At 57.9% G+C, this 11,988-nt stretch carries 9 protein-coding genes; 8 read left to right on the forward strand and 1 reads right to left on the reverse strand.

Translation table 11 applies throughout. The features are described 5' to 3' along the window. Window position 1: 1 nt before the first annotated feature. Entirely contained in the window at window positions 2-1,006 is a 1,005-nt protein-coding gene (locus tag KG007_RS09400) for a glucosaminidase domain-containing protein (protein ID WP_213348441.1), read from the reverse strand. A 69-nt stretch (window positions 1,007-1,075) separates the two neighbouring features. Here KG007_RS09400 and KG007_RS09405 point away from each other — a divergent pair, with 69 nt between their 5' ends. The 8 genes from KG007_RS09405 (at window position 1,076) to KG007_RS09440 (ending at window position 11,976) form a co-directional block, all read left to right on the forward strand. Continuing rightward, entirely contained in the window at window positions 1,076-1,681 is a 606-nt protein-coding gene (locus KG007_RS09405; RefSeq protein ID WP_195461034.1) for a DUF4254 domain-containing protein, read from the forward strand. Next, the gene (locus KG007_RS09410) at window positions 1,665-2,792 is read left to right on the forward strand and encodes a glycosyltransferase family 9 protein (protein WP_249413298.1); all 1,128 of its coding nucleotides are present in this window, start codon (window positions 1,665-1,667) and stop codon (window positions 2,790-2,792) included. Before KG007_RS09405 ends, KG007_RS09410 begins: the two co-directional genes overlap by 17 nt. 216 nt (window positions 2,793-3,008) lie before the next feature. Beyond that, on the forward strand, window positions 3,009-4,676 hold the full coding sequence (locus tag KG007_RS09415; protein WP_213348443.1) for a DUF4886 domain-containing protein: 1,668 nt from the start codon (window positions 3,009-3,011) through the stop codon (window positions 4,674-4,676). A gap of 5 nt (window positions 4,677-4,681) precedes the next feature. Beyond that, window positions 4,682-5,254 carry an RNA polymerase sigma-70 factor gene (locus KG007_RS09420; RefSeq protein WP_213348445.1) on the forward strand — a complete coding sequence of 191 codons (573 nt, stop codon included), beginning with the start codon at window positions 4,682-4,684 and terminating at the stop codon, window positions 5,252-5,254. Window positions 5,255-5,270: 16 nt separating this feature from the next. Further along, window positions 5,271-6,293: a FecR family protein gene (locus KG007_RS09425; RefSeq protein WP_213348447.1), complete on the forward strand. Its 1,023-nt coding sequence runs from the start codon at window positions 5,271-5,273 to the stop codon at window positions 6,291-6,293. Between the two features lie 95 nt (window positions 6,294-6,388). Further along, complete coding sequence (locus KG007_RS09430; protein WP_288331643.1) at window positions 6,389-9,700, forward strand: SusC/RagA family TonB-linked outer membrane protein; 3,312 nt, start codon at window positions 6,389-6,391, stop codon at window positions 9,698-9,700. Window positions 9,701-9,711: 11 nt separating this feature from the next. Further along, entirely contained in the window at window positions 9,712-10,995 is a 1,284-nt protein-coding gene (locus KG007_RS09435; protein ID WP_195461040.1) for a RagB/SusD family nutrient uptake outer membrane protein, read from the forward strand. Between the two features lie 36 nt (window positions 10,996-11,031). Then, entirely contained in the window at window positions 11,032-11,976 is a 945-nt protein-coding gene (locus KG007_RS09440; protein ID WP_229095448.1) for a phosphodiester glycosidase family protein, read from the forward strand. Window positions 11,977-11,988 lie beyond the last annotated feature (12 nt).

Below are 11,988 nucleotides of genomic sequence, written 5' to 3' on the forward strand. Positions count from 1 at the left end.
TTTATTTTATGCGTATTTCGCGCCCTGCGGCGATCTCTTCGTCGGGCCGGAGTTTATTGAGTTTTTCGATCGACCGCGTACGGATGGCGTAGGACTGGCCTACGGAGTAAGCCGTTTCGCCCCGGCGGCTGATGTGGTGCTTGGCGTTGCCCATCCAGCGCTTCTGCTTGCGCTCGATATAGACCACCTCGCCCGTCACCGGCTGGGCCTTTTTGTCCTTCAGGTCGTTGAACTTGCGCAGGTTGCGCGGCGAGAGGCGGAATTTCTGCCCGATGTTCTCGAACGTGTCGTTCTCCTTGGCCAGCACGTAGTGCACGCCGTTGGTGGCATAGACGTTGTAGCCTTGGTGGGCGTTGATCGTCACACGGTAGTTGTCGGGGTCGATGGCGCCTTCGGTCCGGGCGAGCTCTTCGACGCTGCTCTGCGACGAGAACCACTCTTCGGGATCGCGTTTCAGGCCGTAGCGCGAGGCGTAGAGTTGCGCGCCGTCGGGCCGGTCGAGCAGGAAAAGCTGGTTCTCTTCGATGATGCGGACGAGCCGCTGCGCATAGTCGGGGGCCGTAGCGTAGCCTGCGGCCTTCAGGCCCCGCGCCCAGCTTTTATAGTCGTTGGAAGGGTAGGCGAAGAGCGAATCGTAGCGCGGCTGCGAGTCGAGGAACTCGGCATGGTCGCGGTACGACTCTTCGACCGAAGAGTAGGAGCGGAAACATTCGCCCTTGGCGTCGTCGTCGTGGTAGACCTTGTCGCCCGTCCAGTTGCGCTTGCACTTGATGCCGAAGTGGTTGTTGGACTTCATCGACAGCAGGCTGTTGCCGCAGTCGGATTCGAGGATTCCCTGCGCCATGGTGATACTGGCGGGGATTCCGTAGCGTTCCATATGGGCGATGGCGATGGGCATGTAGCGGCTGATATACTCTTCGCGCGTCTGGCGCACCTGCGCCCCGAGCTGCGCGAAACAGCAGAGGAGGATTCCCGAAAGGAGTATTGCTTTTTTGGAAAAAGTCATTATCTTTGTTTAATCGTTACCGACAAAGGTATAACTTTCCGGCGAAAATTACAATAATACTATAAAGCTATGTTTACCGAAAACGCGAACCGTATTTTCAACCAGTCTATCGAAGAGTATCATCGCTGGGATGATGTGGATCATCCGATCGACAACCCGTATGCACCGGGTTCGATCGATCATCTGCTCTACCACAAGAACTGGATAGATACGGTACAGTGGCACTTGGAGGACATTATCCGCGATCCGGCCATCGACCCCGCGGAGGCGCTGAAGATCAAACGCCGCATCGACAAGTCGAACCAGGACCGTACGGACATGGTGGAATACGTGGATTCCTACCTGTTGGACAAATACAAGGACGTGAAGCCTGTGGAGGGCGCACGGCTCAACACCGAAACCCCGGCCTGGGCCATCGACCGCCTGTCGATCCTCGCGCTGAAAATCTACCACATGGCGCGCGAGGCGGAGCGTACGGACGTGGACGAGGCGCACCGCGCAGCCTGCCGCAAGAAACTGGACGTGCTGCTTGCGCAGCAGGTCGACCTTTCGGGGGCCATCGAAGAACTGATCGAGGATATCGAAGCGGGACGCAAGTACATGAAGACGTATAAACAGATGAAGATGTACAACGACCCTGCGCTGAATCCGGTGCTCTATGGTCAGAAAAAATAGAGGTGTAACGACGAATGGCAGGACGGACAACGACCGGGCGGGCGGCGCAGCGAGCGGCGTAACAGTCCGGCCGGATGTGCTTCCGCGTCATTTGCTGGTGATCCGGACTTCGGCGATGGGCGATGTGGCGATGCTGCCGCATGCGCTCCGGGCGCTGATGGCCGCTTATCCCGGCCTGCGGGTCACGGTGGCGACGCGGGCGATGTTCAGGCCCTTCTTCGAGGGGTTGGATGTCGGGTTTCTCGATGTCGATACCCAGGGCGTCCACCGTTCCCTCGTGGGGATGTGGCGGCTGGCCGCCCAGGCCCGGCGGCTGGGCGTAGATGCCGTGGCCGACGTGCACGACGTGCTGCGTTCGAAGACGTTCCGTTTGCTGATGCGGCTGCACGGCGTTCCCGAGGCTTCGATTTACAAGGGGCGCGCCGAAAAACGGGAGTTCATCCGCTGCGGAGGCCGCGGCATGGAGCCGCTGCGCCATACGGTGCTGCGCTACTGCGACGTTTTCCGGAAGTTGGGTTTCGTGCTGGACGATCCTGCGCCCGCCGTGCATCGGGAACGTCCCAATCCTTTCGGGGAGAAACACGGTGTGTGGGTCGGGTTCGCACCCTTCTCGGCACACCGGGGCAAGACCTATCCCGACGGGCAGAGCCGCGAACTGGTGCGGATGCTCTCGGAGCGTTACGACCGGGTTTTCATCCACGGGGGCGGAGGCGGCGAGCAGGTGTTCGCCGAAGAGATGGAACGCGCATATCCCAACGTTACGGCCTTGTACGGCAAAGTCCGTTTTGCCGGGGAGATGGACCTCATCGCCAACCTGGATTGCGTGGTCTCGATGGATTCGCTGGTCATGCATCTGGCATCGCTCGTGGCGACGCCCGTGGTGTCGGTATGGGGCGCGACGCACCCCGGACTGGGATTCCTCGGCTACGGGGTGTCGCAGGAGGGGATTTTGCAGGCCGACATGGCTTGCCGGCCCTGTTCGGTTTTCGGCAACAAGCCCTGCCGTTATGGGGACTATCGCTGCCTGAAGGCCGTGACCCCGGAAATGGTCGCCGAACGGGTGGCGAAGATTGTGGCAACTGTCCGGACTGTTCCGGAAACAGATAAATAAACTAAAACGTAACCAGGTTCCGGGACGATTTCCCGGAGCGATACCGGACGGGAAACGGGGCTGAGAATCAGTTCCCGGTTTCTGTTTTGGATTTGATTCCTCTTATTTTGGCTCCCCGGTTCCGGGGCATCGTATTTCATTTTCGTGAAATCGTATTTTTTGGTTACGTACAGGGCTTGTCCCATTCGTACTTATTATAACCGACCTGATGAACTTATGAAGAAACTTTATCGCTATCTCCTGATTTTAGCCGCGTTTGCGGCAGCCGGCGGCTGTTCGTCCGATAAGGAAGAGACCGGAAATCCCGATGTTCGATTTTATGCAACGCCGGCTTCGCTGAACTTCGAAGCCGGAAAAAACGCATTGCAACTGAATATCTCGACGACGGCGCATTGGAAAATAACGTGTGACGACACGTGGCTGAGCGCCGCCCCGTCGGAAGGCACGGGCTCGGCGAAGGTCGAAATTACGGCACAGGCGAATCCGCTGACCCAGCCGCGCACGTCGTCGCTGATGATCGCATACGGCGGCGCGGAGCCGGCGGTGATTCCCGTTTCCCAGAAAGTGGACGGGGAGGAGCAGGTCGACCTGTTTGGCTCGACCGGGGAGATGAAAACTTTCCTGAAAGCGCGTGTCGACGCCTGTAATTATGCCGAGTCGGTGACGACGACTGCCGGAGGCATGCTGAAATTCGGGTTCAAGGGCGCTGCGACGCGCGGCGTAAAGAAAGAGTCGATTCCCGTCTTTGCGGTAAATAATAACGGTTACTGGGCTGCGGACGGCGCCGCGACATCGGTGAAGGCCGATGCGGAGGCTCTGCGGGGCGGGGCGTCGCCTGAGGTGACCATGACCCCGGGCGGCAAGATCGCCCTGGACGGAGCCGATACGGGTATTGCCGCTCCTGCGGGCGGGACCGTCGACCTGCGCTGTGTGCTCAATACGGGGAAATACATCTGTTTCGTCTTTGCCGACGGCGAGGTTATCCGGATCGGCAGCGAGCTCGACGGAACCTTCAATCCGCCGCTTCCCGTGGGAGGCAAATCACTCAAGATACTTTTTATCGGCAACAGCTTTACGGTCGACGCCACGGAGCACCTGCCGGGAATGCTCGAAAGCGCCGGGATTACCCATATCCGGATGGTGAGGGCCTACCACGGCGGTTACAAGCTGCCCGAATTTTTCGAGAATTACGCTGCGCCGGACATCTGCACCTATTATTACTGCGAGCCGGGCGCGACGAAGTGGACCAACGACGGAACGCTGAACCGGTCGCTCAAGAGCATTGTCGAATCGGATACGTGGGACATCGTGACGTTGCAGGAGCACACCGGTTCGTACTATGCGTGGGAGTGGGACGAGACCGAGCGGGGCGCGATATCGGGACTTTGCGACTACATCCAGCAGGCACAGCCCCTCGACCGGCCCACGATCGGTTACATCATGGCACAGGCGTACGGAGCTTCGTCTGATTATTATCCGAAGTATTTCCCCAATCAGCAGGCGATGTTCGGGGCGATCGTGGCGCAGGTGCGGAAGATCACCGCGCAGACGTGCATCGACATTGTGGTCCCCTCGGGAACGTCGTTGCAGAACCTGCGGACCTCGTCGCTGAACAAGGACAACGGGATGGATCTCACGCGCGACTCCTACCACATGGATTACGGAATCAGCCGTTATGCTGCGGCAGCGACGGTGTTCCGGACGCTCGTCACACCCTGTACGGGTGTCAGCGTCGAAGGAAACGGTTACCGCTATTCGGCCGGCAGCACTTCGCCGACCGGCTATTCGACACCGGTTACCGATGCCAACGCCCCGGTGGCGATCCGGGCGGGGCTGGAAGCCTGCCGGGAGCCGTATGCGGTTACGGATATGAGTAAATTCTGATGGACATGCAGAATTGTTTACGGGATTCGGAACTCGTCGTGATGATGCAGAACGGCGACAAAGCAGCGTTCGGAGTGCTTTTCGACCGCTACTACGACCTGCTGCATACGTTTGCTAAACATATTATCAAGGATTCTGCCGTGGCGGAGGACATTATCCAGAACGTCTTCGTCAAGATGTGGATGCGCAAGGAGCAGGTCGACTCGAAGCTCTCGGTGCGCAACTACCTGCTGGTGGCTACGCGCAACGAGTTGTTCGACTACATGCGGCTGCGGTATAATCTGCTGCGCAGCGACATCAACGATGCGATGCTCAACGTCGCCGACACGGATACGGATGTTTACGACTATGTGGATGTCCGCGAACGGGTCGGGTTCATCGACTCGGTGATGCGCTCGATGCCGGACAAGCGCCGCGAGATATTCGCCATGCGTTACGACCGCAACATGACCAACGCCGAGATCGCCCGGGCGCTGAATCTCTCGATCCGCACGGTCGAAAAACACGTCGACCTGGCGATCAAGCAGATTCGAAAGACAATCTCCGTCGTGATGCTGTTCTTCGTGATGTTCTCCTGAAAAAAGACGAAACCCTATGGATACCAAGAAAAATATATCGCGTGAATTGCTGCTGAGCTACATGCAGGATAAATGTACGGAAGCCGAGGCGCAGCAGGTACGCATGTGGTTGCGGGAGCGGCTGAAAGACCCCGGAATGGACCAGATGTTCAGCGACCTGCTGGATGCCACCGAGATCGAATACGACCCCGAGGGAAAGGAGCGCGTGCGCCGCAAACTGGATTCGATCCTTTCCGCCTGCCCCGCTCCGAATTCCCCCCCCCGCAGGAGTAGCGCCCGGTGGTGGCGGACACCCTTGCGTATAGCCGAATACGTAGCCGTCGTCGTTTCCGTAGCCCTGGCTTTTCATTACAGGCATCAGGCCGCTACCCCGCGCGAATGGGTGGAGGTCTATGCCGATATGGGCGAGCGGCGCGAGATCGTATTGCCCGACAGTTCCCACGTGTGGCTCAACGCGGGAACCAAACTCATCTATCCCAAAGAATTTAACCGGACGATCAGGCAGGTCTACCTGTCGGGCGAAATGTTCGCCGATGTCCGGCACGACGAGGACCGTCCGTTCATCGTCTCGGCCGACCGGCTGGAGGTGACGGTCCTCGGCACGCAGTTCAACTTCAAATCGTACCAGGAGGACGTGAAGTCGGAGGTGAGCCTCGTGCACGGAAAGGTGTCGGTCAGCCTCAAGGCGTCGAAAATGAACGGGAAACTCACCCTCGAGCCCGGAGATATTCTCCGCTTCAACAAGACCAACAATCACATCGATTTTCTGAATTTCGATCCCGATTCCTACGCGAACTGGATCGACAACGACAATTTCTTCTTCGTGGAGCAGACCCTGGGCGACATCGTCGCCGACCTGCGCCGCCACTTCGCCGTCGATATCATTGTCACGGACAAGTCGCTGTGCGGGGAGACCTACTATGCGTCGTTCATCAACAACGAGTCGCTCGACGAAATCCTCGCTGCACTCAACAAGGACCTCCTGTTCTCGGTCCGCAAGGAGGCCGAGGTCTATTACATATCGCCACCCCTAAAATAACCATACCATGTAGTAAGCGAAAAACAGATGGAAACCTCAATGACCTATTTCTTTAAACTTCAAATTTCAATGTAATGAATAAACTTTTACCTTCCGTGAAAAGTTTAATCACGCTTGTCGCAGTCCTGTGCTTCATGTTCCAGGCTTCTGCGGCGCAGGCCCAGAAGGTGAGCCTGTCGGTCCGTAATGTGACCATCAAAGCGGCGATTGAACGCCTGCAAAAGGATTATGGCTATTCGTTCGTCATCAAGACGAAGGATGCCGATGTAAACAAGAAAATCACCCTGGATGTCAAAAACGAGGAGATCGGCGTTGTTGTCGGCAAGATGTTCGCCGGACAGAACGTCGTGAGCAGCGTCGAGGGCAAGATGATCGCCATCGTATCCACGCCCGCAAAGGAGGAGCCGGCCGGCCGTGCTTCGGCCAATGCGGTCGTGAAGGGCGTGGTCAAGGACAGCGCCGGAAACCCGATCACGGGCGCTACGGTGATTGTCGACGGCACGACGATTGGCGCTACCACTGACCTCGACGGTTCGTTCTCGGTCAAGGTGGGCGGGCGCAAGGACATTCGCCTGATCGTCTCCTACCTCGGCCTGAAGACCAGGGAAGTTGCGGTCGGCGACCCGTCTCGGTTCTATGAAGTCCGTCTCGAAAACGACAACATGGCGCTCGACGAGGTGGTCGTTGTCGGTTACGGTACGCAGCGCCGCAGCCTGGTGACCAACGCCATCAGCCAGTTCAAACCCACGGAAGAGAACATGCGCAGCGTGATGTCGCCGTCGGAACTGCTCCAGGGCCGCATCGCCGGTGTGTCGATCTCCACCAGTTCGGGTAACCTCGGTTCGGCCGAGAAGATGAGCATCCGCGGTTCGTCGTCGCTTAGCGCGAGCAACGAGCCGCTTTACGTGATCGACGGTATTCCGTTGTCGAACAACTCCGCGTCGCTCTATTCGTTCGGTGAGAGCATGAGTTCGCTGGCGACGCTCAACCTCACGGACATCGAGTCGATCGAGGTGCTGAAGGACGCCGCGTCGGCCGCCATCTACGGTTCGCGCGCCACCAACGGTGTCGTGCTGATCACCACCAAGCAGGGCCGCGAGGGCAAATCGGAGATCAAGGTAAACTACGGTTTCAGCATCACGCAGTTCGCCAACAGGAACCGCCGCGAATACGTCGACTCGAAACAGTATGTCGAGGTTTTCAACGAAGGTGTCGACAACTACAACCGCCAGAACGGATTCACGGTCAACAACTCGGGCTATGTCAAGCACATCCAGAATCCCTACGGGAACATGCCCGACACCGACTGGCTCGACCTGATCACCCGCCTCGGGCAGTCGCATTACCTCGACCTGTCGTTCTCGGGCGGCAACGCCAAGACCAAATACTACCTTTCGGGAAGCTACAATTACCAGGAGGGCGTCATCAAGACGAACGACATTTCGAAGGTCAACCTCAAATCCAACATCAGCCACGAGATGTTCAAATGGCTGAAGGTAGGCGCCAACATCAGCGGCAACTACCTGCACAACAACCGTATCCCGGGCGCTGATTTGGGCTCGACGATCATCGGCCGCGCCGTACAGCAGCGTCCTTTCGACCGCCCCTACAAGCCCAACGGCGACTATTACACGGGCGGAACCGACGAGCTGCTGCTGCACAACGCCGTGCAGATTCTCGCCGAGGAGACCTCCTATACGGACAACTACCGTTTCATCGGCTCCTTCTGGGCCGAGGCGCAGATTATCGAGGGCCTGAAGGTCAAGGCGTCGTACAACAACGACTCGGCCTACACCTACGACTACGTCTATTACAACCAGAACCACCCCTATGCCGCCGACAACGGCCGTATCCTGGACCGTAACCGGTTCGTGATGACCAATACGATCGACCTCTACGCCAACTACGACCGCAAGCTCGGCGAGGATTTCGAATTGGGCGCCATGGTGGGCCACTCGTTCCTCAAGACGAAGAGCCGCACGTCGTATATCGACGCGCAGAACTATCCCTCGCCCGCATTCGACGTGGCGAGCGTGGCCGCCAATATCGTCGGCGCCAGCGCCGGACTGTCGGAATATGCCATCGAGTCCTATTTTGCCCGTCTGAGCCTCGCCTACAAGGATCGTTACGTGGTCAATGCGACGATCCGTACCGACGGTTCGTCGCGGTTCGCTCCCGACAGCCGCTGGGGCTGGTTTCCCTCGGTGTCGGTCGGCTGGAATGTCTCGAACGAGCCGTTCTGGGATGCCGATAAGACCGAACTGAAAATCCGTGCCAGCTATGGCCGTACGGGTAACCAGGACGGAATCAGCAACTACGGATGGCAGGCCCTGATCAGCGGCGGCGTCAACTACGGCGGGCAGAGCGGTATTGCCATCTCGTCGAGCGGCAACGATAAACTGACGTGGGAGACCGCCGACCAGTACAACGCCGGATTCGACCTGAGTTTCCTGGGCGGCAAGATCAACATGATCGCCGACGTTTACCTGAAGAATACGAACAACCTGCTTTATTCGAAGCCCGTGCACGCCACGACCGGCGAGACCTCGATCCTGAGCAACATCGGTTCGATGCGCAACAAGGGTGTCGAGTTTACGATCAACACCCATTTCAACCTGGGCAAGGTCGCGTGGAGTTCGTCGCTCAACATTGCGCGCAACGTCAACAAGCTGACTTCGCTGCTCGAAGACGATATGCTGGCGATCGGTTCGAACCGTGCGCTGAAAATCGGCAAAACGGTCGGATCGTGGTATATTTTCCGCAAGGACGGCATCTACCAGTACGACGGCGAGGTTCCCCAGGCACTCTACGACAAGGGCGTACGCGCGGGCGATGTCAAGTATTGGGACCGGAACGGCGACGGCGACATCACCGACGACGACCGTATCGTTACGGGCAACCCCAACCCCAAATTCTCGGGCGGCTGGAACAATACCTTCAAGTACAAGGGCTGGGAGCTGAGCCTGTTCTTTACGTACAGCTACGGAAACGACGTTTTCGCATCGTGGATGACTCCCTGCGCCAAACCGGGTTATACCCGCTCGCTGCTGAAACAGTTTGCCGACAACCGCTGGACGGGTCCCGGCACGACGAACGAATATCCCCGTGCGATCTATTCGTACAGCGGCTGGAACTCCAAGAACGGCACGAACCTGCTGACCGACGGCTCGTTCATCCGCCTGCGTTCGCTGACGCTGGGTTACACCTTCCCGCAGCGGATGATCAACAAGATTCACCTGAAGGGACTGAGGCTCTATGCCCAGGGCGACAACCTCTTCCTCTGCTCGCGTTATCCCGGCTGGGACCCCGAGACGAGCGTGAACCTCGATCCGCGCTTCTACGGCGAGGATAACGACGGCGTTCCCCAGCCGCGTATCTTCAAGGTAGGCCTTAACATCACTTTTTAAATCCGACAATCATGAAATCGTTGCATAAAATCATATTGCTTGCCTTACTGCCCCTGATGGGAGCCTGTGGCAGTATGCTCGACATCGAACCGCACTCGGCGGTCTCCCCGACAGTCGTCGGTTCCGGCGATATCGAAGCGCTGCGTGTGGGCATGTACAGCCAGGTCCAGGAGAACCCGACCTATTATTCCTACATCGCCTTCGACCTTTTCGGCGGTGAACTGATGACCAGTACGGGGCGTCCGATCGACCTGATCAACTCGCTCTCCAATGCACTGCATTCGTTTATCAGCAGCCAGTGGAACGGCTACTACAAGGCGCTTTTGCAGGTGAACAACGTCATGTCGATCGCCGAGGGGCTTCCCAACAACGCTACGCGGAACCGGGTGCTGGGCGAGTGTCACTATTTCCGGGCCTACATTTACCTCTGCCTGGTGACCCGTTTCAGCGACGTGCCCGTATTGCGCCAGAACACTCAGGACAAGGTTTCCCGCGATCCGGCATCGGAGGCGTGGGCGCTGATCGAGGAGGATCTCGACGCAGCTACGGGTTTCCTGAACGGACTGACCGCCGACAGCTACTACTACGTATCGCCGTTTGCCGTGACCGCTTTGAAGGCCCGCGTGAAGCTCTACATGGGCAAAAAGGGCGAAGCGAAGGAGCTGGCCGAGAGCCTGATCGAGAATCCGCGTTATGCGCTCGACGACTTCAGCAAAATTTTCCGCGGCAAGGCCAATACGGAGGTGATCTTTGCCTTCTCGTGCCTGACCGAGGACGGTTCGTCGATCAAGATTTCCAACCAGTTCTACTCGTACAACCACCCCAACAAGGGCAGCTATAACTACCGTCCTGCGGGCGACGTGATGACGATGTACGCCGATAACGACTTGCGCAAAGACATATCGATCACCACGCTCGACAACCTGAATTTCATCAACAAGTACCCCAGCGGGCAGACCGGGTCCGACCCCGTGGTCATTTCGCGCCTCGCTGAGATGTACCTGATCAGTGCCGAGGCGCAGGGGTTGAACGGCGGTCTCGACCGGCTCAACGAACTGCGCGAGAAACGCGGCCTTGAAAAGGTGAGTCCGGCCAACGAAGCCGAGTTCCTCGATGCTGTCCTGCAGGAGCGTCGCCTGGAGTTCCTGGCCGAAGGTTTCCGCTGGTACGACCTGGTGCGCACCGGAAAGGCTACGCAGACGCTCGGGACGAAAGACTATCAGTGCCTGATGCCGCTTCCGAGCCGCGAACTGCTTTACAACCCGAATCTCAAACCTAACAATCCGGGTTATTAACAAGGATCGTCCAATAGAGATAAAATTATGAAAACGATGAGATTATATAAATATATGATTGGGATGCTCCTATGCGCATGGCTGCTGATGTCGTGCGACAACTCGAACCGTTTCGACGAGTATGCTAAATTCGATACTACGGCGGAGACGGCCTGGGGGCAGAGCATCGTCAACGGATCGAACGGTTATGTGGCTCACGTAAAGAGCGACAAAACCTACACCCTGGCGAACGGCGTGGATGTGCTGGAGATGGCTTTCCTGGCCGACGACGGCCTTGCCATGCAGATGTTCCTGTTCAAAATCGCGCTGAGCGACCGGATTACCCTGCGTACGACCCTTGCCAATGATAAGGACGCGGTGGGAACCGGCCAGACGATCATGAACCAGCTCGAAGCGATGCAGAAGAACGGAAAGAAGGTGTTGGGCGGCACGAACGCCGACTTCTTCAATACGACGACCTACATTCCATACGGCGTATGCTACCGCGACGGCGTGGCGGTGAAGACTTCGTTCAGCCGCGAGGACTGCAATGTCTTCGTGATATCGAAAGACAATACGGCCTACTGCCTCACGACGGAGGAGTATACCCTCTTTAAGGATCAGGTCCGCGAGGCGGTCTGCGGCCGCAGTACGCTGCTGCTCAAGAACGGCGAGCAGTTGGACCAGAGTTCCAACACGATGCCTGCCGCGACGATGGAGCCGCGCACCGCAATCGGCGTGTCGCAGGACGGCAAGGAGGTTTACCTGATGGTCGTCGACGGCCGCAACTTCTACTATTCGAACGGCGCCGACCTGCTGGACCTGATGAACCTGATGTCGGCCTGCGGCGCCAGCGACGCCCTGAACCTCGACGGCGGCGGTTCCTCGACCTTCATTGCCAAAGACATTGAATCGGGCGAACTGAAACTGTTGAACTGGCCGACCGACAACGGCGGCGTCATGCGTAAAGTAGCGACCGGATTGGCGATTGTTGAACAATAAACGACGGAACAG

This window comes from Alistipes montrealensis (assembly GCF_018362775.1).
In the GTDB taxonomy this organism is placed as follows: Bacteria; Bacteroidota; Bacteroidia; order Bacteroidales; family Rikenellaceae; genus Alistipes; species Alistipes montrealensis.

Bases quoted from the DNA above. Each gene is read 5' to 3' on its own strand.
- KG007_RS09400 (WP_213348441.1), bottom strand. From the start codon at position 1,006: ATGACTTTTTCCAAAAAAGCAATACTCCTTTCGGGAATCCTCCTCTGC.
- KG007_RS09405 (WP_195461034.1), top strand. From the start codon at position 1,076: ATGTTTACCGAAAACGCGAACCGTATTTTCAACCAGTCTATCGAAGAG.
- KG007_RS09410 (WP_249413298.1), top strand. From the start codon at position 1,665: ATGGTCAGAAAAAATAGAGGTGTAACGACGAATGGCAGGACGGACAAC.
- KG007_RS09415 (WP_213348443.1), top strand. From the start codon at position 3,009: ATGAAGAAACTTTATCGCTATCTCCTGATTTTAGCCGCGTTTGCGGCA.
- KG007_RS09420 (WP_213348445.1), top strand. From the start codon at position 4,682: ATGCAGAATTGTTTACGGGATTCGGAACTCGTCGTGATGATGCAGAAC.
- KG007_RS09425 (WP_213348447.1), top strand. From the start codon at position 5,271: ATGGATACCAAGAAAAATATATCGCGTGAATTGCTGCTGAGCTACATG.
- KG007_RS09435 (WP_195461040.1), top strand. From the start codon at position 9,712: ATGAAATCGTTGCATAAAATCATATTGCTTGCCTTACTGCCCCTGATG.
- KG007_RS09440 (WP_229095448.1), top strand. From the start codon at position 11,032: ATGAGATTATATAAATATATGATTGGGATGCTCCTATGCGCATGGCTG.